The sequence below is a fragment of the Streptomyces sp. NPDC093071 genome (genome assembly GCF_044754545.1).
Classification (GTDB): domain Bacteria; phylum Actinomycetota; class Actinomycetes; order Streptomycetales; family Streptomycetaceae; genus Streptomyces.
In genome coordinates this window covers 57,614-80,146 of sequence record NZ_JBIVPH010000006.1, presented here as the reverse complement: position 1 = coordinate 80,146, position 22,533 = coordinate 57,614, and the positions used below count along the sequence as shown (strand labels likewise).

The 22,533-nt window shown below is 73.8% G+C and carries 23 protein-coding genes; 10 read left to right on the top strand and 13 right to left on the bottom strand.

All coding sequences use genetic code 11. From position 1 onward, the window contains the following. Window positions 1–21 precede the first annotated feature (21 nt). Window positions 22–1,218, top strand: a complete 1,197-nt coding sequence (locus ACIQD7_RS23200; RefSeq protein WP_402443915.1) for a CaiB/BaiF CoA transferase family protein — start codon at window positions 22–24, stop codon at window positions 1,216–1,218. A 148-nt stretch (window positions 1,219–1,366) separates the two neighbouring features. Here ACIQD7_RS23200 and ACIQD7_RS23195 read toward each other — a convergent pair whose 3' ends face one another. Continuing rightward, a complete protein-coding gene (locus ACIQD7_RS23195) occupies window positions 1,367–1,639 on the bottom strand; it encodes a hypothetical protein (protein ID WP_121834013.1) in 273 nt (90 codons plus the stop codon). Between the two features lie 324 nt (window positions 1,640–1,963). Between ACIQD7_RS23195 and ACIQD7_RS23190 the strand changes: the two genes are divergently transcribed. Then, complete coding sequence (locus ACIQD7_RS23190; RefSeq protein WP_402443913.1) at window positions 1,964–3,031, top strand: protein kinase; 1,068 nt, start codon at window positions 1,964–1,966, stop codon at window positions 3,029–3,031. On the opposite strand, the gene ACIQD7_RS23185 is transcribed toward ACIQD7_RS23190, so the two are convergent. Further along, on the bottom strand, window positions 3,015–3,821 hold the full coding sequence (locus ACIQD7_RS23185) for an SGNH/GDSL hydrolase family protein (RefSeq protein ID WP_402443911.1): 807 nt from the start codon (window positions 3,819–3,821) through the stop codon (window positions 3,015–3,017). The genes ACIQD7_RS23190 and ACIQD7_RS23185 overlap by 17 nt on opposite strands. Before the next feature lie 644 nt (window positions 3,822–4,465). Between ACIQD7_RS23185 and ACIQD7_RS23180 the strand changes: the two genes are divergently transcribed. From ACIQD7_RS23180 to ACIQD7_RS23165, 4 genes are all read left to right on the top strand, one after another. Continuing rightward, a complete protein-coding gene (locus tag ACIQD7_RS23180) occupies window positions 4,466–5,296 on the top strand; it encodes a glycosyltransferase family 2 protein (RefSeq protein WP_161374704.1) in 831 nt (276 codons plus the stop codon). Next, a complete protein-coding gene (locus ACIQD7_RS23175; RefSeq protein WP_402443908.1) occupies window positions 5,293–6,372 on the top strand; it encodes a glycosyltransferase family 2 protein in 1,080 nt (359 codons plus the stop codon). Before ACIQD7_RS23180 ends, ACIQD7_RS23175 begins: the two co-directional genes overlap by 4 nt. Before the next feature lie 35 nt (window positions 6,373–6,407). Then, window positions 6,408–7,172, top strand: coding sequence for a polysaccharide deacetylase family protein (locus ACIQD7_RS23170; RefSeq protein WP_402444199.1), 765 nt, complete (start codon window positions 6,408–6,410; stop codon window positions 7,170–7,172). 73 nt (window positions 7,173–7,245) lie between these two features. Beyond that, window positions 7,246–8,364 carry a DUF5925 domain-containing protein gene (locus ACIQD7_RS23165; protein WP_402443906.1) on the top strand — a complete coding sequence of 373 codons (1,119 nt, stop codon included), beginning with the start codon at window positions 7,246–7,248 and terminating at the stop codon, window positions 8,362–8,364. Between the two features lie 16 nt (window positions 8,365–8,380). Here the strand turns inward: ACIQD7_RS23165 and ACIQD7_RS23160 are convergent, their stop codons facing one another. After that, window positions 8,381–8,755 carry a GntR family transcriptional regulator gene (locus ACIQD7_RS23160; RefSeq protein ID WP_121833177.1) on the bottom strand — a complete coding sequence of 125 codons (375 nt, stop codon included), beginning with the start codon at window positions 8,753–8,755 and terminating at the stop codon, window positions 8,381–8,383. A 73-nt stretch (window positions 8,756–8,828) separates the two neighbouring features. Here ACIQD7_RS23160 and ACIQD7_RS23155 point away from each other — a divergent pair, with 73 nt between their 5' ends. Beyond that, a complete protein-coding gene (locus ACIQD7_RS23155; RefSeq protein ID WP_402443904.1) occupies window positions 8,829–9,758 on the top strand; it encodes a GNAT family N-acetyltransferase in 930 nt (309 codons plus the stop codon). After that, the gene (locus ACIQD7_RS23150; protein ID WP_402443902.1) at window positions 9,739–10,224 is read left to right on the top strand and encodes a DUF402 domain-containing protein; all 486 of its coding nucleotides are present in this window, start codon (window positions 9,739–9,741) and stop codon (window positions 10,222–10,224) included. The genes ACIQD7_RS23155 and ACIQD7_RS23150 overlap by 20 nt, the downstream gene beginning before the upstream one ends. A gap of 5 nt (window positions 10,225–10,229) precedes the next feature. Here the strand turns inward: ACIQD7_RS23150 and ACIQD7_RS23145 are convergent, their stop codons facing one another. From ACIQD7_RS23145 to ACIQD7_RS23130, 4 genes are all read right to left on the bottom strand, one after another. Further along, a complete protein-coding gene (locus ACIQD7_RS23145; protein ID WP_402443900.1) occupies window positions 10,230–10,694 on the bottom strand; it encodes a DUF6299 family protein in 465 nt (154 codons plus the stop codon). A gap of 75 nt (window positions 10,695–10,769) precedes the next feature. Next, window positions 10,770–12,275, bottom strand: coding sequence for a tripartite tricarboxylate transporter permease (locus ACIQD7_RS23140; RefSeq protein ID WP_402443898.1), 1,506 nt, complete (start codon window positions 12,273–12,275; stop codon window positions 10,770–10,772). Between the two features lie 3 nt (window positions 12,276–12,278). After that, complete coding sequence (locus ACIQD7_RS23135; protein ID WP_121833172.1) at window positions 12,279–12,785, bottom strand: tripartite tricarboxylate transporter TctB family protein; 507 nt, start codon at window positions 12,783–12,785, stop codon at window positions 12,279–12,281. Continuing rightward, window positions 12,782–13,765: a Bug family tripartite tricarboxylate transporter substrate binding protein gene (locus ACIQD7_RS23130; protein WP_383415017.1), complete on the bottom strand. Its 984-nt coding sequence runs from the start codon at window positions 13,763–13,765 to the stop codon at window positions 12,782–12,784. The genes ACIQD7_RS23135 and ACIQD7_RS23130 overlap by 4 nt, the downstream gene beginning before the upstream one ends. A 134-nt stretch (window positions 13,766–13,899) precedes the next feature. Between ACIQD7_RS23130 and ACIQD7_RS23125 the strand changes: the two genes are divergently transcribed. Continuing rightward, on the top strand, window positions 13,900–14,568 hold the full coding sequence (locus ACIQD7_RS23125; RefSeq protein ID WP_402443896.1) for a response regulator: 669 nt from the start codon (window positions 13,900–13,902) through the stop codon (window positions 14,566–14,568). Window positions 14,569–14,742: 174 nt separating this feature from the next. Then, window positions 14,743–15,762, top strand: a complete 1,020-nt coding sequence (locus ACIQD7_RS23120) for a lytic polysaccharide monooxygenase (RefSeq protein WP_402443894.1) — start codon at window positions 14,743–14,745, stop codon at window positions 15,760–15,762. A gap of 53 nt (window positions 15,763–15,815) precedes the next feature. Here ACIQD7_RS23120 and ACIQD7_RS23115 read toward each other — a convergent pair whose 3' ends face one another. The 6 genes from ACIQD7_RS23115 to ACIQD7_RS23090 form a co-directional block, all read right to left on the bottom strand. After that, entirely contained in the window at window positions 15,816–16,895 is a 1,080-nt protein-coding gene (locus ACIQD7_RS23115; protein ID WP_402443890.1) for a hypothetical protein, read from the bottom strand. 200 nt (window positions 16,896–17,095) lie between these two features. Then, window positions 17,096–17,977: an alpha/beta fold hydrolase gene (locus ACIQD7_RS23110; protein ID WP_351973753.1), complete on the bottom strand. Its 882-nt coding sequence runs from the start codon at window positions 17,975–17,977 to the stop codon at window positions 17,096–17,098. A gap of 265 nt (window positions 17,978–18,242) precedes the next feature. Then, on the bottom strand, window positions 18,243–19,154 hold the full coding sequence (locus ACIQD7_RS23105; protein ID WP_402443888.1) for a S1 family peptidase: 912 nt from the start codon (window positions 19,152–19,154) through the stop codon (window positions 18,243–18,245). Between the two features lie 212 nt (window positions 19,155–19,366). Continuing rightward, a complete protein-coding gene (locus ACIQD7_RS23100; RefSeq protein WP_402443886.1) occupies window positions 19,367–20,155 on the bottom strand; it encodes a DUF1684 domain-containing protein in 789 nt (262 codons plus the stop codon). Window positions 20,156–20,160: 5 nt separating this feature from the next. Then, window positions 20,161–21,468: an NtaA/DmoA family FMN-dependent monooxygenase gene (locus ACIQD7_RS23095; protein WP_121833075.1), complete on the bottom strand. Its 1,308-nt coding sequence runs from the start codon at window positions 21,466–21,468 to the stop codon at window positions 20,161–20,163. Beyond that, entirely contained in the window at window positions 21,465–22,502 is a 1,038-nt protein-coding gene (locus tag ACIQD7_RS23090; protein ID WP_402443884.1) for an LLM class flavin-dependent oxidoreductase, read from the bottom strand. The genes ACIQD7_RS23095 and ACIQD7_RS23090 overlap by 4 nt, the downstream gene beginning before the upstream one ends. Window positions 22,503–22,533: the final 31 nt, after the last annotated feature.

Genomic DNA, 22,533 nt, shown 5'->3' with positions numbered 1-22,533 from the left:
GGCAGGGTAGGCAGGGCGGTCATGAGCACTCAGCCACTCCCCCTCGAAGGAATCACGGTCGTCGCCGTCGAGCAGGCCGTCGCCGCGCCCTTCGCCACCCGCCAGCTCGCCGACCTCGGCGCCCGCGTCGTCAAGGTCGAGCGCCCCGACGGCGGCGACTTCGCCCGCGGCTACGACACCGCCGCCCGGGGCCTGGCCTCCCACTTCGTGTGGTGCAACCGCGGCAAGGAGTCGGTGGCGATCGACCTCAAGGACCCCCGGGGCCTGGCCCTCGTCCGGCGGCTGACGGCCGGCGCCGACGTCTTCGTGCAGAACCTCGCGCAGGGGGCCGCGGCCCGTCTCGGCCTCGACGCCGCCACCCTGTCCGCCGCGCACCCCCGGCTGATCGCCGTGGACGTCTCCGGGTACGGGGCGGAGGGGCCGTACGCGCACCGGCGGGCGTACGACATGCTCGTCCAGTGCGAGGCGGGCCTCGTGTCGGTGACCGGGACCCCGGAGCAGCCCGTCAAGTCGGGCATCCCGGCAGCCGACATCGCCGCCGGGATGTACGCCTTCTCGGGCGTCCTCGCCGCGCTCGTGCGGCGCGGCACGACCGGCCGGGGCGGGCCGGTGGAGGTCTCCCTCCTCGACGCGCTGGCCGAGTGGATGGGACATCCGCTCCACCACGGGGCGCACGGGGGCGAAGCCCCGGCGCGCACGGGGCTCGCGCACGCGGTGATCGCCCCGTACGACGCCTATCCGACGGCGGACGGGGGCCTGGTGCTGCTCTCCGTGCAGAACGACCGGGAGTGGCGGCGGCTCGCCGGGCAGGTGCTCGGGCGGCCCGGCCTGGCCGACGATCCGGCCTTCGCGACGAACGCGGCGCGGGTGGCGGGGCGCGCGGCGACGGACGCGGCGGTCGCGGCGGCGCTGGCCCCGCTGACGGCGGAGGAGGCGCTCGCCCGGCTCGACGCGGCGGGCATCGCCTGCGCCCGGCTCAACTCGGTGGCGGAGCTGGCGGACCATCCGCAGCTGACGGCCCGTGACCGGTGGCGGGAGGTGGAGTCGCCGGTCGGGCCGCTGCGGACGCTGCTCCCGCCGATCGTCTTCCCGGACGCGCCGGAGCCCCGGATGGACCGGATCCCGGCCCTGGGACAGGACACGGACGAGGTGCTCGCCGGGCTCGGTCTGCGGGAGGCGGAGGTGAAGGAGCTCAGGGACGCGGGCGTGATCGTCTGACGGGTCCGGGCGGGGACGGCCGGTACGGACGGCCGGTAGCAACGGGCAGTACGGATGAGCGGTACGGACACGACGAACGCCGGACGGGCGGGGACACGTCCGGCGGAGTCGTGGTCGGGGCCGTACGGGTGGCCGGGACCGGGGTGGGCTAGCGGCGGGTGCCGAAGAGGGAGCGGCGGAGTCGGCGGAGCGGTGCGAAGAGCGAGACCCGGGCGCTGCGGCTGCGGTGGCCGTGCACCGGCGTCTCGTGCGTACGCGTCGTCAGTTCCCGCATCAGCAGGGTCGCCTCGGCCACCTCGCGCTGGGGCACGGCGGGTCCGCCGAGCACCGCGAGATGACGGTCGAGCCGCGAACTGGTCGCGCTGCTCCCGCAGGTGATGGCAGGCACTCGCGGCCTGCTGCGCATTGCTATCTGTTCCATGTCACTCCCCACCCGTACAAGGGCACCCGACCCGGGCAGGTTAACCCTATCGCCCCGTCATGACACCCGTGTATCCCGGCGAGGGGATTCAACGCACCCGTACGGGGGTTGACGGTCACCCTCCGAATCCATCTGATTCCAGGGCGAGTTGGACAGGGCTCGAACACCTGTCGAACCGTCACGAACCATCCTGCACTCCGGAGTGAACCCCGGAGGCACGGAGGACCGTGTGATCTCCACCACCAAGATCCAACGGCGGGGTCCGGCAGCCCGGGCCGATGCGGGCCGGGAGCCGGGAGGGCGCTCCTCGGCTACCGTGGATCCATGACGGTGATCGCGGGTCGTTACCGGCTTCTGGACGTCCTGGCCGAGGGGGCGACGGGCACCGTCTGGCGCGCCCTGGACGAGACGGACGGCCACGAGGTGGCCCTGAAGGACTCCCGGGTGCCGCCCGGACTCCCGGCGGACGAGGCACCCCTGCTGCACGCGCGGCGGGAGCGCGCGGCGCGGGCCGCCGCGCGGATCTCCCACCCCTCCGTCGCACGGGTCCTCGGCGTGGTCACCGAGGACGGCCGGCCCTGGACGGTGACGGAGCTGGTCCGGGGCCTCACCCTCGCCGAGACCCTGGAGGCGGGCGGGCCGCTGCCCGCGCGCGAGGCCGCGCGCGTCGGCGCCGAGGTCCTGGCCGGGCTGCGGGCGGCCCGGGAGGCCGGCGTCCCCCACCCGGGCGTGCGGGCGGAGCACGTGCTCCTGGGGAACGACGGCCGGGTGGTCGTCACCGGCTTCGGCGGCGCGCCGGAGGACGACGCGGGCCCGGCGGCGGAACTGCGCTCCCTGGGGGCGCTCCTGGAGACGGCCGCGGACGACCGGTCCGGCCCGCTGGGCTCCGTGATCGACGCGCTCCTGGACGGGGACCCGGAGGACGCCGTGACGGCGGACCGGGCCGAGCGGGAGCTGCGCCGGGTGGCGGGCGGCGGCGCACGGACGCCCGCGGGCGGCGCGGGGGCGGACGGGGACGGCGCGCGGAAGGACACGGGCGGCTCGCGGACGCGCGGGAGCGGACCCCGGCCGGACGGCGGTGCGCCGGGCGGCGGGTCGCCGACCGGCACCGGCGCCGGTGCGCCCGTCCCGCCCCGAAGCGCCCGCGGCGACGCCACGGCCTCCGCGCACGGCACTCCGCCCGCCCGGAAGCGCGGGGCGCCCCGCCGGGTCCCCGTCCTGGTGGCCGGGGTCGTCGGGGCGCTGCTCATCGCGGGGGCGCTGGTCTACCACGCGGTGCGGGACGACGGGCCGGGCGCCGGTCCGGGTGCGCCGGGCGGTGTCACGAGCACCGTTCCGGCCGGTCCCGGCGCCACGGGGGCGGACGGCGTACCGGCTACACCGCGTTCCTGAAGGGCGGCAGGTAGCCGCCGGACTGTCCGGCGGCGGTCGGGTGGTACGACTCGCCGATGTTGAGCCAGTTGACGCTGTGCAGCCAGGCCGAGCCGGAGCAGATCTCGTGTCCGGTGAAGGCGGAGACGACGCTGACGAAGGTGTAGCCGTGGTCGGCGGCGCGCTTGGCCACGGCGGCGTTGAGGTGGTCGGAGGCTCCGTTGATGGCCCTGCGCTCGCCCTCGCTCAGGCCGGCGACGCAGGTGCCGTTCAGCTGGTAGAAGCGCGGGTAACCGAGGACGATCACACGGGCGTTGGGCGCCTTGCTCCTGATCGCGTCGTACACGGAGTCGAGCTTGCCGGGCAGGGTGGAGTCGACGTAGGCCTTGGCCTGATTCACGCGATTGACGCAGGTGGACTCGGACTGGAGCACACAGGTCGTCATGACGTCGGCGAAACCGGCGTCATTTCCCCCGATCGTGACGGAGACCAGGTCGGTGGCGGCCGAGAGCGGTCCCAGCTGATTCGCGGTCACATCACCCGTTCGGGCGCCCGAGCAAGCGGTGAAGGCGAACGAGGAGGGGGCGTTCGCGTTCTTCCAGAGGACCGGGTACGCCTTCGTGGAGCGCTTGCAGGAGCCGCTGGCGCCGTCGTAGCTGCCGGCTCCCACGCCGGAGGAGTACGAGTCGCCCAGCGCCACGTAGTCGAGGGCGGCGCTCTCCGCGGCCTGGGCGGCGCCCGCCCCGGTGAGGGCGAGGACGGCGCCGAGGAGGAGCGAGGAGGAGAGGGCGGTGAATCGGGACAGTCTCATGGAACCTCCCTGTAGCAGGATCTCTGCGTTACCAGGTAGTAGCAGCGGATCCGCCGCCCCGGAAGTGTCCATGTCAAAACTGGGGATGAACTTCCTCCGATCCTCCGTCATGGACCATCGAAATCCGGCCAGGAGAGGAAGCGGACGCTCCACTCCCGCTTACGACCCCGGGAAACCACAGGATCGCGACACGTTCGCACATCAATGCACAGGAGTACGCCCTCACCCCACCACCCCCCGACGCATCGTCGGATTGATCGAATCCGACCGGGACGAGCGCGTATCCGACCGCTGAAGCTCCGTCAAACTACGGGAAAGCAGGTCACAGATCCGGGACTTGCCATACAGTCCCATTCATCAATACCGTCGTACATCTCACCCGCACCGGTCCATCATGCAAAGCGGCTCAGGGGAGGGCTCTAGCGTCGCGGTGGCCCCGGTGCGGGGCGCGGTAGGGGGGTGCCGTGCTCGGTGTCCGAACGTGCGCCGAGTCGCGGGTACCGCGCGGCCAGCCATGCCAACTCGCCGGTCCCGCAAGGTGATCGTTTCCGCGCGGAATGGCGAGAACCCCCCTTTCGAACCGGACACACCATCGGACCGCCCAAGGGGTGGGCGGCCCACCGGACGAGAGGGAAAAAAGACCCATGAGCTCGTTCCTGCGCCCGGCCGCCACGGGCCAAGAATTGACCGAGCCGAGTCGAATAGCCGCCCAGTACCGGGCCATCACCTCACATCTGGCGATCACTCCGCCGGTGAGCGTGGTCATTCCCGCGATGAACGAGGCCGAAAATCTTCCGTACGTCTTCAAGACGTTGCCGGACTGGATTCACGAAGTCGTCCTCGTCGACGGAAATTCCACCGACAACACGGTCGACGTCGCCCGTGAACTCTGGCCGGACGTCAAGGTCGTCAAGCAGGTCGGAAAGGGCAAGGGCGACGCGCTGATCAGCGGTTTCGCCGCCTGCACCGGTGACATCATCGTCATGGTCGACGCGGACGGCTCGGCCGACGGCCAGGAGATCGTCTCCTACGTCTCCGCCCTCGTCGGCGGCGCGGACTTCGCCAAGGGATCCCGTTTCGCCAACGGCGGCGGCACGGACGACATGACGACCATCCGCAGACTCGGCAACTGGGCCCTCTGCACGCTCGTCAACCGCAAGTTCGGCGCCCGCTACACCGACCTCTGCTACGGCTACAACGCCTTCTGGCGCCACTGCCTCGACAAGATCACCCTCGACTGCACCGGATTCGAGATCGAGACCCTGATCAACATCCGGGTCGTCAAGGCCGGCCTCAAGGTGCAGGAGGTGCCGAGCCACGAGTACAACCGCATCCACGGCGTCAGCAACCTCAACGCCGTGCGCGACGGCATCCGGGTCCTGAAGGTCATCCTCAAGGAGAAGTCCCTCGCCAAGGCGGCCCGCCGCCGGCCCGCCCCCTTCTCGGTGAACGTCCCCCGGGGAGAGGTGTCTTGAGCGACGGCACGTCCCCGCACGGCTTCTCGGTGGTCGTCTGCGTCTACACGGAGGACCGGTGGGAGGACATCCTCGCCGCCGTCGACTCCGTACGGAAGCAGTCGCTGCCGCCGCTGGAGACGCTCCTCGTGGTCGACCACAACGAGCGTCTGCGCGCACGGCTCGCCGAGGAGTACGCGGACGCAGGGCTCCGGGAGGAGGTGCGGGTGCTCGCCAACGCGGGCCCCCGCGGCCTCTCCGCCGGCCGCAACACCGGAATCGCCGCCGCGCGCGGCGAGTTCGTGGCCTTCCTCGACGACGACGCCGTCGCCGAGCGGGACTGGCTCCACCACTTCGCCGCCGCCTACGACGACCCGCGCGTCATGGCCGTCGGCGGCCGGACCCTGCCCGCCTGGGCGTCCGGCCGCCGCCCGGCCTGGTTCCCCGAGGAGTTCGACTGGGTCGTCGGCTGTACGTACCGGGGCCTGGCCCCGGGCCGCGTCCCCGTGCGGAACGTGCTCGGCGGCAACGCCTCCTTCCGCCGTACGGCCTTCGACGCGGCGGGCGGCTTCGCCACCGGCATCGGCCGGGACGGCGACCGGCGGCCCCTGGGCGGCGAGGAGACCGAGCTGTGCATCCGGCTCTCCAAGGCGCTGCCCGAGGCGGTGCTGCTCATGGACGACCGGGCGGTCATCCACCACAAGGTGCCCGCCGCCCGCGAGCGCTTCGGCTACTTCCGCACCCGGGTGTACGCCGAGGGGCTCTCCAAGGCGCTCGTCGCGCGGAGCGTCGGCGCGCAGAAGGGCCTGGAGTCCGAACGGCGCTACACCACCCGGGTGCTGCCCGCCGGCGTCCTGCGCGGAGTGCGCGACGCGCTGCGCGGCCGCTCCGGCGGCGCGGGCCGCGCCGGGGCCATCGTCACCGGGGTGGCCCTCGCGGCCGGCGGCTACGCCCTCGGACAGCTGCGGGCCCGCCGCTCCGGCACCACCTTCTCCTGGGGCCCGATCGAACGCACCGACGAGCACACCGACGAGCACGCCGCCGGACGCACCTCCGGACGGAGCGGGAACGAAGCCGCCGAGGGGGTGGCCACGTGACGGACACTTCCGGGAACACTCCCGTCCCCGTCCTCATGTACCACGCCGTCGACCGGGACCCCGCCCCCGCCGCCCTCGGCCTCTCCGTCACGCCCGGGGCGTTCGCCGCGCAGATGGAGGCGGTCGCCGAGCGGGGGTTCACCCCGCTGACCACCGCCGGGCTCGCCGCCGCCTGGCGGAACGGGGCGCCGCTGCCCGCGCGGCCGCTGCTCGTCACCTTCGACGACGGCTACGAGGGCGTGCACCGGCACGCCCTGCCGGTGCTCGCGAAGCACTCCTTCGCGAGCACCGTCTTCGTCTCCACCGGCTGGCTGCGCGGCAAGCACGACGGGGGCGGCGCCCTCGACACCATGCTCGACTGGGCGCAGGTGCGCGAACTGGCCGACGCGGGAACGGAGATCGGCGGCCACAGCCACAGCCACCCGCAGCTCGACCAGCTCGACGCGGCACGGCTCCGGTTCGAGACGCTGCGCTGCCGGGAGATCGTCGGCGAGGAGCTCGGCTCCGCGCCGGTCTCCTTCGCCTACCCGTACGGGTACTCCAGCCGGCGGGTCCGCCGGGCGGTCCGGGAGGCCGGGTTCGCCCAGGCGCTCGCCGTCGGGAACGCGCTCGCCCGCCGCCGCCAGGGGCCGTACGCCCTGGAACGGGTGACCGTGCGCCGGTCCACCGGCATCGAGGAGTTCGTCCGGCTGATCGAGGGCCGGGCGATCGCGCGGAACTTCGCGGCCGACCGGGCCATGACGAAGGGGTACGCGCTCGCCCGGCGCGCCCGGGGCGCGCTGCGCGGCCACTGGATCTGACGTACCGCCACTCCGGCGACCGGGGGCGCGCCCCGCCCAAAAGACGGTGCGCCGCGCACCCGGTTGCCGGATCATGGGCGCCATGGCTGACACCCCACCGGTACCGTCCGCACCGCAGCGGTCGCTGCCGATCCGGCTGAACCTCGACGACAGCGACTCGCCGTCGGACGTCGTCGACGCGCTGTTCCTCGGCCGCTTCGCGACCGGCGAGCAGCCCCACTCCCACAGCACCACCCTGGACCGGGTCAAGCCGGAGGCCACGCTGCTCCCGGCGGGCGCGCGCGTGCTGCGGGCCTCGAAGGACGACGACCGCAGCGCCCTGCTCGCCGAGGGCGAGGGCTGGACGCTCCTGGTCTCCCGCTGGAACCGGGGCGCGGACGTCACCGTGACGGCCACGGACGAGGAGCTGGCGCGGCGGATCCTCGGCGAGGCCACGGAGGGGGCGAAGGACGAGCCGGAGCCGCAGCCCGAGAACGTGACGATGGGCTTCTGGTACGTGTCGCCCCGGCGCGGCCCGCACCGCACCACCCGGCAGATCAGCGCCGGGACGTGGGAGGAGGTCCGGCCCAACTACGCGGCGTCGGTGGCCGATTCCATGGACCGGCTGATGAAGGTGACGCCGGACTCCATCGCGGGGCGCCTCCTGCTGCTGCACGGGCCGCCGGGGACCGGCAAGACGTCCGCGCTGCGGACCCTGGCGCGGTCCTGGCGGGACTGGTGCCAGGTGGACTGCGTCCTCGACCCGGAGCGGCTCTTCAACGACGTCGGCTATCTGATGGACATCGCCATCGGGGAGGACGAGGGCACGGCGAAGGGCCGCTGGCGGCTGCTGCTCCTGGAGGACTGCGACGAGCTGATCCGGGGTGAGGCGAAGCACACGGCGGGGCAGGCCCTGTCCCGGCTGCTCAACCTGACGGACGGCCTGCTCGGGCAGGGGCGGAACGTCCTGGTCGGGGTCACCACCAACGAGGACCTGGAGCGGCTGCACCCGGCCGTGGTCCGGCCGGGTCGCTGTCTGGCCCGCATCGAGGTGGGGCCGCTGAGCCGGGCCGAGTCGGTGGCGTGGCTGGGGCGCGAGGAGGACGTGCCGCGCGAGGGCGCGACGCTGGCGGAGCTGTTCGCGCTCCGTCGCGGCACGCCCCCGGCGGACCTTCCCGAGCCCCGCACGGCGGGGGCGGGGCTGTACCTGTAGCGCTCTTCGGGGGGCGCTAGCTGTCGTACGCCGCCCGCAGGGCCTCGCTCATCGCCGCCTCTGCGGCCTCGCGGCTGAGGCCGAGGCGGCGGGTCTCCTCGGCGTACTGGGCGGCGGCGCTGGCGGCCCGGCGGCTCGCCGCGTCCCCGGCGGCGGCGACGAAGGTCCCGTGGCGCCCGCGCGTCTCGATGACCCCGTCCGCCTCAAGGGCCTTGTACGCCTTGGCGACCGTGTTCGCTGCGAGCCCCAGCTGCTCCGCGAGTCCCCGTACCGTCGGCAGTTTGTAGCCGACCGGCAGTCCGCCCGACCGGGCCCGCTCCGAGATCTGGGCACGCAGTTGTTCGTAGGGAGCGGTGGTGGATTCGTGGTCCACGACGATGGTGAGTGTCACCCGCCGATTCTGCCCCCACCCCGCCGGAAAAGGGGAGGCGGCGGTACGCGCTCTGCCCGTAGCGTGCGCCCACATGACTGTGATCGTCCGTGATGTACGGCCCGGGGACGCCGAGGGCTACGCCCGGGTCCGCCGTGCCGCCCTCCCCTTCATGCTCGCGACCGCGGAACAGTTCCTGTTCGACTGGGCGCACGCCCATCCCGGGAGCCACGCGCGCCCGTTCGTCGCCGTGGACGGGGACGGGGACGGCGAGGTCGTGGGAACCGTCCAGCTGCGGATCGCCCACGACTCGCCGGAGCCGGGCGTCGGCTCCCTCAACGTGTACGTGGACCCCGCCCACCAGGGGCGCGGCGCGGGGACGCTGCTGCTGCGCGCCGCCGAGGAGCACCTGGCCGCGCACGGCGCGCGCACCCTCTACAGCTGGGTCCTGGACGCGCCGGAGCACCGGGGCTGGGCGGAGCGGCGGGGGTACTCCCCCAGCCGCTCGGCGCACTTCCTGCGGCTCGACCTGGCGGGGGCCGGGCTGCCGCCGCTCCAGGCGCCGCCGTCCGGGGTCGAGCTGGTGACGGCCGAGGACTTCGCGGCCGATCCCCGGCCGCTGTTCGAGCTGGACGCGGTGACGACCGCGGACGAGCCGGGCGACGTGTCGGTCGCGATGGACGACTACGCGCACTGGCGGGAGACCACCTGGGAGCATCCCCTCCTCGACCGGTCACTGACGACGGTCGCGGTGGTGGACGGGGTGCCGGCCGCGTTCAGCGTGGCGCAGACGGACGGGCTCGGCCGGTACGGCACGGGGATGACGGGCACGGCGCCGGCCTTCCGGGGCCGGGGGCTCGCCAAGCTGGTGAAGAACGCGTCCCTGCACCGGGCCCGGGAGGCGGGCTGCACGGAGGCGTTCACCGGGAACGACGCGGGCAACGGGCCGATGCTGGCGATCAACAGGTGGTTCGGCTACGCGATCGCGGCGACGGAGGTGCGGCATGTCCGGGCGCTCGGTTGAGGTCACCCTGACGAAGGCGGGCCGGACGAAGATCCGCTATCCGGCCGAGGTGCTCGTGGCGGAGCCGGGCCGGCTCTCGGTGCGCGCGCCGTGGGCGGCCGAGGGGGTGCGGGACTTCGGCTTCGTGCGGTTCGAGCCGGGCGACGTCTTCGTGGAGCACTACTGGCGGGACCGCTGGTTCACGGTCAAGGAGGTGCGGTCCGCCGACGGCTCTCTGAAGGGCTGGTACTGCGACGTCACCCGGCCGCCCGTGATCGGCGGCTCCGGGGTGGTGGTCGAGGACCTGGACCTGGACCTGTGGGTGTCGGCGGACGGCAGCGAGGTGCTGCGGCTCGACGAGGACGAGTTCGCAGCGAGCGGTCTCGCCGCCTCCGATCCGGAGGCGGCGGCCCGGGCCGTGGCCGCCCTCGACGAGCTGGAGGCGCTCGGCCGTGACGGTCTGGTCGGCCTGCTGGACGCTCCCTAGGGGGGTCAGCGCAGTGTGACGTCCGCCTTCTCGGTGGCGAGGAAGCGGGGCAGCGGCAGGCCCGTCCCGCTGAGCTGGAGGAGGGTGGCCTCCACGCGGGCGGCGCCGGGGACGTAGGCGGGGTCCTTCACCACGGAGCTGTTGGTCCAGGTGTGGAGGTGCCCGTCGCAGACGGCCCGGGTGCCGCCGATGCCGGTGGAGCGGTCCCCCTGGACGAGGGTGGAGCTCACGAAGACGGGGCCGGCGCCGTCGTCCAGGCACCGGTAGGTGCCGGAGAGGGTGACGGTGGCGTCGTCGGCGACGGTTCCGTACGCGTCGACGAAGAGGCCGTTGGTGAAGTGGCCGTCGCGGGCGGAGGTCCCGGTGGGCCGGTCGGCGGAGTGGTGGCCGTCGGCCCCTCCCGCGTGGGCGAGGGGGGCGACGGCGGCGGTGAGCAGGGCGGCTGCGGCGAGAACGAGCCGGACGCGCATGAGGGGGTCCCTTCGGGGTGGGGGATGGTACTGCCCGCCAGGGATACCCGGATCCGGCCGTCAGATGGCCGAAGTTCATCCCTTCGGTGGGGAGGGGGCCGGGCGCCGGGGGAACGCCCGCCGCAGGAGCGGCCAGGTGAGCAGGACCGCGACGACCGCGTACACGGTGATCGCGAACGGGGTGTTCACGAGTCCGGTCAGGGAGCCGTCGCTGATCTGGAGGGCGCGGCGCAGCTGCTGTTCGGCGGCCGGGCCGAGGATGACGCCGATGACGGCGGGCAGCACCGGCAGGCCGTAGCGCCGCATCCCGAGGCCGATCAGGCCGATGACGAGCAGGACGACCAGGTCGAGCGCCTCGCCGCCCACCGCGTACGCGCCGACGGCGGCGAAGAAGAGGATGCCGGCGTAGAGGTACGGGCGGGGGATGCGCAGCAGCTTGGCCCAGACGGGGGCGAGCGGCAGGTTGAGCGCGAGCAGCAGCACCATGCCGACGAAGAGCGAGGCGATCAGGCCCCACACGAGCTCGGGCTCCCGCTCGAAGAGCAGCGGTCCGGGCTGGATGCCGTACTGCTGGAACGCGGCCAGCATCACGGCGGCGACGGCGGTCGTGGGCAGGCCGAGGGTCAGCATGGAGACGAGCGTGCCGGCGGCGGAGGCGGAGGCCGCCGCCTCGGGTCCGGCGACGCCCTCGACGGCGCCCTTGCCGAACTGCTCCTTGTGCTTCGAGAGCCGCTTCTCGGTGACGTACGAGAGGAAGGTCGGGATCTCGGCGCCGCCGGCCGGGATGGCGCCGAAGGGGAAGCCGATGAACGGGCCGCGCAGCCAGGGCTTCCAGGTGCGCTTCACGTCCTCCCGGCCCAGCCAGGGGCGGCCGACCGGGATGGCCTCGCCCTCGGTGCGGCGCAGGTGGGCGGCGACCCACAGGGCCTCGCCGATGGCGAAGAGGCCGACCGCGACGATGACGACGTCCACGCCGTCGGCGAGCTGGAGCGAGCCGAAGGTGAGGCGCTGCTGTCCGGTCATCGCGTCCAGGCCGACCAGGCCGATGGTGAGGCCGATGAGCAGGGAGGCGAGGCCGCGGACGCGGGAGGAGCCGAGGACGGAGGTCACCGCGATGAAGGCGAGGACCATCAGGGCGAGGTAGTCGGGGGCGCCGATGTCGACGGCGAGCGCGGCGACGGTCGGGGCGAGGACGACGAGCAGGATCGTGCCGATCATGCCGCCGGCGAAGTGGCCGACGGCCGCGGCGGCGAGCGCCTGCGCGCCCCGGCCGGCCTTGGCCATCGGGTTGCCCTCGATGGCGGCGACGACGGCCGCGCTCTCGCCGGGGGTGTTGAGCAGGATGGAGGTGGTGGAGCCGCCGAACATGGCGCCGTAGTAGATGCCGGCGAACATGATGAAGGCACCGGTCGGGTCGAGTCCGTAGGTCACCGGGAGCAGCAGGGCGACGGCCATGGCGGGGCCGATGCCGGGGAGGACGCCGATGGCGGTGCCGAGGAGCACGCCGAGGGCGGCCCAGAGCAGGTTCGCCGGGGTGAGGGCGGTCCCGAAGCCGTCGATGAGGGAGTTCAGGGAATCCACGGGTCAGATCACTCCCATCAGGGGGCCGCCGGGCAGCGGGACGCCGAGCAGCCGGTCGAAGACGGCGTAGGTGAGGAGCGACAGGCCGGCCGCGATCAGCGGGTCGCGGGGGAGGTGGCGGCTGCCGAGGGCGTAGGCGGCGCCCCAGAAGAGGAGGGCGCCGGCGACGGGGAAGCCGACGGGGCCGATGAGGACGGCGAAGCCGAGGAAGACGCCGGCCAGGAGCAGGACGGTGCGCCAGTCGGCGGGTTCGGTCAGGTCGACGTCCTCGCCGCCCTCGGCCTCGCCGCGGCCGCCGCGCAGGACGTCGACGGTGAGCAGGACGGAGACGACGAGGAGGCCGCAGCCGACGACGAGGGGCACGGTGGCGGGGCCGACCGGGCCGCGTCCGGTGACGGTGTCGTCGAGGGTGAGGGCGTCGGTGAGGACGAGGACGCCGAGGAGGAAGAGGAGGGCTCCGACGCCGAGTTCGGAGCGTCCGCGCAGCCAGGGGGGAACGGTCGGCTTCACAGTCCCAGCTCCTTCAGTACGGAGGCGACGCGCCGGTCCTGCTCGGTGAGGAAGTCGCCGAAGCGCTCGCCGGGGAGGAAGGCGTCGTCCCAGCCGTGGGTCTTCATCGACGCGCGCCACTGCGGGGAGCCGTGCAGGGCGGTGACGAGGGCGACGAGCTTGTCGCGCTCGGCGTCGGAGAGGCCGGGCGGGGCGACGATGCCGCGCCAGTTGGTGAACTCGGTGTCGAGTCCGGCCTCGCGGAGGGTGGGGGCGTCGAGGCCGGGGACGCGCTTCGGGCCGGTGACGGCGAGGAGGCGCAGTTCGCCGGCCTCGATCTGGTCGAGGTACTCGCCGACGCCGGAGACGCCGAAGGCGACCTTGTTCCCGAGGATGGAGGCGAGGAGTTCGCCGCCGCCGTCGAAGGGGACGTAGTTGACGTCCTTCGGGGAGATCCCGGCGGCGCGGGCCATCAGCATGGGGGCGAGGTGGTCGGGTCCGCCGGGCGAGGAGCCGCCGCCGACGGGCAGCTTGCCGGGGTCCTTCCTCCAGGCGGCGAGCAGGTCCTCGATCGTCTTGTACGGGGAGTCCTTGGCGACCACGACGATGTCCTGCTCCTCGGTGAGCCGGGCGATCGGGGTGGTGTCGGCGAGGGTGATCGGGGTCTTGTTGGTGTGGACGGCGCCGACGACGCCGAGGCCCATGGACATCGCGAGGCGCCCGTTGCCGCGTTCGCCGACGAGCCGGGTGAGGCCGACGGTGCCGCCCGCGCCGGGCAGGTTGAAGACCTCGACGTCGCCGGTGAGTCCGGCTTCCTCGGCGTTCTTGGCGGCGGTGCGGGCGGTGATGTCGTAGCCGCCGCCGGGGGTGTTGGGGACCATGAGGCGCAGGCCGGGGATCCGCGTGCCGGTGTCGGAGCCGCTGCCCGGGCTGAGCAGCGGCGGACCCACCAGCACGAGCAGCGCCGCTCCGAGGAGGGCGAAGGGGGTGCGCAACCGCACGTGTGCCGCCTCTCAGGTAGGAGGGAAAGGGGGTGTGAGGTGGCCCACATGTTGCCCGCGCGTTAAGAAGCTGTCTCTCTTCCGCAACCAACGGACGTTGTGGTCGTTGTGGTCGGGACCTAGCGTGGGTCGGCGTGACGAGGGTGCTGGTGGTCGACGACGACTTCATGGTCGCCAAGCTGCACTGCCGCTATGTGTCGGCGGTGGCGGGCTTCACGGTGGCCGGGGTCGCGCACAGCGGCGCCGAGGCCCTGCGCGCGGCCGGGCGGCTGCGGCCCGACCTGGTGCTGCTCGACGTGTTCCTGCCCGACATGGACGGCGTCCGGGTGCTGCGGGAGCTGCGGGCGGCGGGGCACGCCACGGACGCGCTCTTCATCACGGCGGCGCGGGACGCGGGGACGATCCGCTCGGCGCTGCGGGCGGGGGCGCTGCACTATCTGATCAAGCCGTTCAGCCAGGCGGCGCTGCACGAACAGCTCCGCCACGTGGCCTCGCTGCGCACCCGCCTCGACGACCTGGACGAGGCCCGGCAGGAGGACGTCGACCAGATCTTCGGCGTCCGCCCGCGCGGCTCCCGCGAACTCCCCAAGGGCCTCGCCGCCCCCACCGCCGACCTGGTCGACGCGGTCCTCCGCGCCCACCCGGAGGGCCTCTCGGCGACGGAGTGCGCCGAGGCGGGCTCCCTGTCCCGCGTCAGCGCCCGGCGCTACCTCGAATACTTCGCGGAAACGGGCCGCGCGGAGGTCACCCTCCGCTACGGCGGCACGGGGCGACCGGAGCGGCGGTACCGGCGGCTGGGCTGACGGGACTCCCCCGAAGGGGCCCGCCGGGACGGTTCCTCAGCCGTCGCTTAGTGGCTCCTTAAAGGGGCCCTAAGGATGGCCTCCGCCCCCTCCTCGCGGGCCTTTTCGCGGTTTCGGGCGGCTAGCTTGCTGGGCAACCCCCCTTGCTCGCCCTCGTGAAGGAGCTGTCCTCCCATGACCTCTCGTCGTTCGGCCGCAGTCGTCACCGCCGGTACCGTGCTGGCCCTGTCCGGGCTTTCGGCCGCGCCCGCGTTCGGGCACGGGTCGATGACGGATCCGGTGAGCCGGGTCTCGGCCTGTTACGCGGAGGGGCCGGAGTCGCCGCGGTCGGCGGCCTGCAAGGCGGCGGTGGCGGCGAGCGGGACGCAGGCGTTCTACGACTGGAACGCGGTGAACATCGCGAACGCCGCCGGGCAGCACCGGCAGCTGATCCCGGACGGCAAGCTGTGCAGCGCGGGCAACGACAAGTACCGCGGGCTCGACCTGGCCCGGGCCGACTGGCCGGCGAGCAGGCTGAGCTCCGGGGCGCACACCTTCCGCTACAAGGGGACCGCGCCGCACAAGGGCTCGTTCGAGCTGTACGTGACGAAGGACGGCTACGACCCGTCGAAGCCGCTGAAGTGGTCGGACCTGGAGGCGAAGCCGTTCCTGACGGTGACCGACCCGGGGATGCAGAACGGCGACTACGTCTTCCAGGGGACCGTGCCGAAGAAGTCCGGCCGCCACCTGGTCTACTCGATCTGGCAGCGCTCCGACTCCCCCGAGGCCTTCTACACCTGCTCCGACGTGGTGTTCGGGCAGGACGGCGGCGCTCCGGCGCCGAGCGCCTCCGCGCCCACCGACGAGCAGATCCAGGACGGCAAGGACCAGTCCTCGGTCGAGCACGGCGGGCACGGGGACGACGACCCGGCGACCGGCGCCGGGGACACGGGCGCCGGGAACGAGGGTGCCGGGAGCGAGGCTGCCGAGGGGACGAAGGCCCCCGCGACGGCCTCCCAGGACGCCGCCCCGGCCGCCCCCGCCTCCCCGGCCGAGCCCAACGCGCCCGCGCCCGCCGGTACGTCCGGTTCGGGTGTGGAGCTGGCCGAGACGGGGGGCGACTCCAGCACCCCGTACCTCGCGATCGGCGGCGCCGCCGTGCTCGCGGCCGGTGCGGCCGTGCTCTTCGGGACCGCCCGGCGCCGCCGGGCCTGACCGTACGGCCGCCGCCCGGGGCGGTTTCCCGCTCCCGGGCGGCGGCCCGCGCGTCAGGCGTTGTCCGCCGCGCCGGCCGTTCTCGTGTGCCGCACCACGGCCGAGGCCGCCAGGGCGACGACGGCCACGGCGCCCAGCAGGGCCAGGGCCTTCGCCCAGGCGGACGTGGCGCCGAGGCTGCCGCTCAGCAGATCGGCGGTGCGGGCGCTCGCGACCCCGTGGAGCGCGATGACGGCGACGCCGAGGCCCGCCGCGGCCGCCCAGGCCACCAGGGTGTCCCGCGCCGCGAGCCATGCGGCGCCCACCAGGCAGAGCACGGTGACGACCAGGGACAGCGTCGCCGCGTCGCCGCCCGAGCGCAGGCCCGTGAGGTCCGTCGGCAGGTGGACGAGACCGCAGGCGGCCAGGGCGAGCGCCGCCGGCCAGCGCAGGACCGACCGCAGCGCCGGGGAGGTGCTGTGGCTGCCGGGTCCCATGGCCAGCGCGCCGTCCAGGGGCGACCTGGTCGGCCGCGCGGCGCCCCGGGAGCGCTTCGGGACGGCGGGAGCGACGGTGGAAGCGGCGGCGGCCGGAGCGGCGGCGGGCCGCCAGTCGGCGCCCTCGGTGCCGAGGATGCCGACGAGCCGCACCACGTCCTCGATCGGCCGCCCCACCGCCGCGGCGCGCAGCGTGGTCTCGGCCTCGTGGAGGTCGTACCCGGAGGCGTTCAACAGGACGACCAGTTCCCGCACTTCGTCCAGGGGGCGGGTGACGGCGGCCGCACGGAGCGCCACGTCGGCGGGGCTGGAGAGCTCACCGGTCTCCTGGAGCCGGGCCACGAGCGCGGCGACCTCCTCCACCGGGCGCTCGGTCGCCGCCGTGGTCAGGAGCGTGCGGACCGCCTCGTCGCCGGTCTCGTCCTGGTCCGGAGTCTCCTGCTCGGCCGGGGGGTTCCCGGCGTCCGGGATCCGCTCGGCGACCGGAACCTCCTCGGCGAGCGGGTTCTCTCCGGGAGCTGAGGTCTCCCACTCGGCCGTGGCTTCCTCGGCCGTCGACGGCTCCGCCGCATGGTCTGTGGGGGGTCGTATCTCCGCTTCCGCTCCCGCTTCCCTGCCGTCCTCGGTGGGCTGGATCTGGGGCAGTTCGGTGGTCATGTCACAAGCTCCGTTCGTGGACGCCTTCGGGACGCCCACCATGGCTGTCTCACGATGTGCAAGAAACGCACACCTGATGACAATTAGTGCTCATTCCGTGACACTGCGCCATCAGAGGGCGTTCCCATTGGGCCGACGGAGCGAAGACGAGCGCGGCCGGGGCCCCTCCCGAGGGCCCCGGCCGCGTACCGAGCGCTCTTCTAGCCGACCACGGAGAGGCAGGTGGTCGGAGTCGCGCGGGCCGGGTCGAGGGCGTTGGCGACCTCGTGGAAGGTGACCCGGTCCACCGTGCCGATCGCCACGTGCTCGGAGAGGTCGAGCGCGCACTTGTCCTGGATGAGGACGTTGGTGACGTTCGGGCCGCTCAGGAACTGCGAGCGGTACGGCGTGACGACCTCGTCGTACTTGGTCGCGATGACGTGGTAGCGGACCCCCGGCACGGTGTCGCCGCCCTGGTTGAGCTTGGTGACGAAGGGCGAGCCGGCGACCTGGTCGGCGAGGCCCGGGGTGCTGGAGCTGATGAGGTCCTCGACCCCGGGGAAGTACGGAAGGAGCCTGGTGAGGCCGAGCAGGGTGGTGCCGTGGCTGTTCGGGGCGATGCCGACCAGCGCGTTCACCTTGTCGGCGCCGCCGAGGAACTTCAGGTACCAGCGGGGCATCATGCCGCCCTGCGAGTGCCCGACGAGATCGGCCTCGGGGGCGCCGGTGGCGGCGAGGACCCGGTCGACGTAGGTGGCGAGCTGCCCGGCGGAGGCCTCGACGGGACCGAGACCGTGGAAGAAGGGCACGCCGGGGAGCTGCCCGTAGTCGAGCGAGAAGACGCAGTACCCGCGGTTGACCAGGTACGGCGCGAGGCCGAGCCAGTTGTCGACGGAGTTGCCGAAGGTGCCGTGGACGAGGACGACGGGGCGCGGGTGGGCGGCGGAGGGCTTACAGGAGAAGTCGTTCCAGCCACGGCTGGGCGCGGCGGCGACGGTTCCGGCCCGGTCGGGGGCGGCGGAGGCGGCGGTGGGGGCGAGGGTGGCGGCGGCGGTCAGCAGCAGGACGGACAGCGCTCTGACGGCGTGCTTCCAGGGCAGCATCGGGCGATCTCCTTGCGGCTCAAGGGGAAAGGTGGGGTGCTACGCCCTGCGGTCCGGACCACAAGTGGGGATGCGCTTCAGCCAAGCTACGCACGGGTAGCCTCGACTGGGAAGTTACGCGTCGGTAAAAAGTGATGCGCCGTCATGACCATCTGATAATGCGGGAGTTGAAGACACGGCCACGCCGGGACGCGGGAAGGCCCCGGCACGGGAGCGCCGGGGCCTTCTCGTTCTCGCGCCGGGGCCGCCCGCCCCGGCAGGGTCGTCAGAACACGCTCACGCCGTACGCGCTCAGCGCCTCCGTCACGGGCTGGAAGAAGGTCGTCCCGCCCGAGGAGCAGTTGCCGCTGCCGCCCGAGGTGAGGCCGATGGCCCGGGTGCCGGAGTAGAGCGGACCGCCGGAGTCGCCGGGCTCGGCGCAGACGTTCGTGCGGATCAGGCCGGAGACGATGTCGCCGCCGCCGTAGTTCACGGTGGCGTTGAGGCCCGTCACGGTGCCGCTGTGGATGCCGGTGGTGGAGCCCCGGCGGGTGACCGACAGGCCGACCGTGGCGTTTCCGGCGCTCGTGATGTCCACGCTGCCGACGGTGCCGGGCTTGGCGATGGACGCGTTGGTGTAGCGGACCAGGCCGTAGTCGTTGCCCGGGAAGCTGGACCCGGCGGTGGTCCCGAGGACGGTGGTCTTGGCGGAGTTGGCGTACCAGGTGCGGGCGCCGTCGGTGCAGTGCCCGGCGGTCAGGAAGAAGTAGTTGCCCGCGGCGTCCCGGACGTTGAAGCCGAGGGAGCAGCGCCAGCCGGCGTCGGCGTAGATCGGGTCGCCGCCGGAGATCAGCTTGCTGAAGCGGCCCGGGGTCCTTTCGACCTTGATGGCGGCGGCGTTGGCCCCGGCCCGCTCCTTGATCCTCGCGATCTCCGCCTGGCTGACGGTGGAGTCGGCGGTGACGACGAGCCGGCCGGTGGCGGTGTCGACGTGCCAGGCGGTGCCGGCCACGTCGGCGGCGCGGACGGCGTCGCCGGTCGCCGCGAGGGCGGCGGCGCCGTAGGCGCCCGTGGTCCCGGTGGCGTCGGTGGTCCCGGCGTTCGCGGTGGGGACGGCGAGCGCCGCGGCGGCGGCGAGACCGGCGGTGACGGCGAGCAGCCGGATCGTTCTCGTGGGGGTGGTGCGCGTGGTCCTCACTTCTCGTTCCTCCCGAAAGGAATCGGGGGCCCGCCGTGGGGGTCGGGCCCGTGAGGCGCGGCCCGGGGGCCTGCGCTGTGGGGGAGTCTCCGGCCGTACGACTTCACGCCGCAAGGGCGCCTTTCGGCCGTACAGCCGTCAACTACCGCACACCACCACGGGGTTGATGATCAGCCGCGCGATCCCGGTGGGAGCCGCCGCTCCCCCGCCGATCAGCCCGCCGCGAGCCCCCGCTCCCCCGCCGGGACGGCGACGTCGAGCGTGTTGCCCGGCGGCGGGAACGGGCAGAGGAAGTGGTCCGCGAAGGCGCACGGCGGCAGCAGCGCCCGGTTGAAGTCCACCGTCACCGTGCCGTCCGCCGCCGGGGGCGGGGGCTTCAGGAAGCGGAAGCGGTTGCTGCCGCGCCCGCTGGTGGCGTCCGCGAAGACCGCCCACAGCGAGCCGCCCTCCTCGACGGCCACCTGGAGCGTGCGCTCGGCGCCGTCCAGCGCGAAGACCAGCTCGCCGGCGAGGCCGAGGCCCCGCTCCCGGCCGTCGGCGTTCTCGACCCGCACGCTGCGCGTCTCCCCGTACGGGCGGAAGACGCCGGGCACCACCCAGCGCTCGTCGTACGGGGTGGCCTCGATGCCCCGGAAGGCGCGGCGCGTCTCCGCGTCGGGGTCGAAGTCCCGTACGGCCCACTCCCCTTCGCGTCGCAGCACCACGATCCGCCGCTCCCCCGCCGCGACCCGGGACTCCTCGGCCGGCCCCTGGTCGGCGGCGAGCCGGACGGTGCCGGTGAACGGCTTCCCGTCGACCGTGAGGCCGTCCTCGCCGGTCGCCGTCAGGACCACCTCGTCGCCGTCCGCCCGCCACTTCCCCGGAACGGCCGGAATTCGCCCCTCCGGGTGATCGGAGAGCCAGTGGTTGCCCGTGAGGGAGAGCAGGCCGTACGGAGCGGAGACCGAGGCCTCGCGCGCCTCGTGCCACTCCCGCCAGTCCTGCCGTGGATCCGTGCTCATGCTTCTCAGACCTTTCGTACGGGCTCGCGGAGCCCGAGGTGGGACCGCAGCGTCGTGCCGGTGTACTCGGTGCGGAAGACCCCGCGCTCCTGCAGGAGGGGGACGACCCGGTCGACGAAGTCGTCGAGGCCGCCGGGCGTGAGGTGGGGGACGAGGATGAAGCCGTCGGCGGCGTCCGTGGCGACGAACTCCTCCAGGGCCGCCGCGACCGTCTCCGGGGAGCCGACGAAGGACTGGCGGCCGGTGGATTCAATGACGGTCTGCCGGATCGACAGGCCCTTGGCCTCCGAGAGCGCCCGCCACTTCCGGGCCGTGCCGATCGGGTCGGCGACCCGCACCCTGCCCTGGACGAGCGCCGAGTCCGGGTCGGGGTCGACGTCCGGCAGCGGCCCGTCGGGGTCGTGGCCGGACAGGTCGCGGCCCCAGACCTGCTCCAGGGCGAGGATCGCGTTCTGCGGGGAGACCTGCTGCGCGCGGATCTCGGCGGCCCTCTCCCGCGCGTCGGCGTCGGTGTCGCCGAGGACGTACGTCACGCCCGGCATGATCCTCAGGTCGCCGGGCTCCCTGCCGTACCGGGCGAGCCGGCCCTTGACGTCGGCGTAGAACTCCCGGCCCGCTTCCAGGGTGGAGTGGCGGGTGAAGATCACGTCGGCGCCGGAGGCGGCGAACTCCCGGCCCTCGGGCGAGTCCCCGGCCTGGATGACGACCGGGTGCCCCTGCGGGGAGCGCGGGACGGTGAACGCGCCGTCGATCCGGAACTGCGGCCCGCTGTGGGCGAAGGGGCCGGGAGTGCCCTCGGGGGTCCAGGAGTCCCACAGTTCCCGGGCGGTGGCGAGGAACTCGGCGGCCCGGGTGTACCGGTCGGCCCGGTCGAGGTAGCCGCCGCGCCGGAAGTTCTCGCCGGTGAAGGCGTCCGAGGAGGTGACCACGTTCCAGGCGGCCCGGCCCGCGCTGAGGTGGTCGAGCGAGGCGAGCCGCCGGGCCAGCTCGTAGGGCTCGTTGAAGGTGGCGTTGACCGTGGCGGCCAGGCCGAGCCGGTCGGTGACGGCGGCCAGCGCGTTCAGGACGGTGATCGACTCGGGCCGGCCGACGACGTCCAGGTCGTGGATGCGGCCCGCGTGCTCGCGCAGCCGCAGCCCCTCCGCCAGGAAGAAGAAGTCGAAGAGGCCTCGCTCGGCGGTCCTGGCGAGGTGTTCGAAGGAGGAGAAGTCGATCTGTGAGCCGGAGCGCGGATCGGCCCAGACGGTGGTGGAGTTGACGCCGGGGAAGTGCGCGGCGAGGTGGATCCGCTTGCGGGGCCGGGGAGTGCTCATGCGCCCGCTCCCGTGGCGACGCGCGGGCCGGTGGCGTACTGGCTCTCGGGGCGGGCCAGTCCCAGGTGGTCGCGGAGGGTGGTGCCCGCGTAGGACGTACGGAACAGGCCCCGGTCCCCGAGCAGCGGCACGGTCACGGCGGCGAACCGCTCCAGGTCCCGCTCCGGGACGGCCGGCACGAGGTGGAAGCCGTCGACGGCCCCGCCGCCGTGCCAGTCCGCGATCAGTCCGGCGAGCGCCCCGGGCCCGCCCTCGTACGCGTCGAGGTCGACGGTCAGCGAGAGCAGGACGCGCAGCTGCCCGGGGTCCCGGCCGTGGGCGCGGGCGCCCCGGTGCAGTTCGGCGCGCAGTGCGGCGGCCTCCTCGGCGGTGGCGGCCGCGATCAGGGCCACGTCGGCGTGGTGGGCGGCGGTCTCCCGGGCGGCGGGGCGGGTGGCGTCGACGACGGTCACCGGGTTGCCCTGCGGGGGCCGGGGGACGATCGAGGGGCCCTTGACGGAGAAGGTCGCGCCCTGGAAGTTCACGTAGTGCAGCTTGCGGCGGTCGACGAACCGTCCGGTGGCCACGTCCCGTATCTCGGCGTCGTCCTCCCAGCTGTCCCACAGCTTGCGGGAGACCTCGGCGACCTCGCCGGCCTCCTGCCAGAGCTCGGCGGTCGGCGGGGCCGGGCGGCGGCCGAAGAGCCGGGCCTCGGCGCCGGTCGGGGAGACCCCGATCCGCCAGCCCGCCCGGCCCCGGCTCACCCAGTCGAGGGTGGCGACGGCGGCCTGGACGTGGAAGGGCTCGGTGTGGGTGGTGGTCACGGTCGGCACGAGGCCGATCGAGCGGGTCTCCGGGGCGACCCGGGCGAGGACGGCGAGCGCGTCGAGACCGGGCCGGGCGAAGGAGTCGTCGTGGGTGAGGAAGTCGAGCCCGGCGGCCTCGGCGAGGCGGGCGAGCGCGACCGTGCGCGCGGCGGTGTCCGGGCCCGGATCGGCCCGGCCGGAGCCCGGGGCGAGCTCGGCGGCGAGGTGGAGCGGTCGGGTACTGGTCATGCGGTCTCTCTCGGAAGGGTTCCGCGGGGCG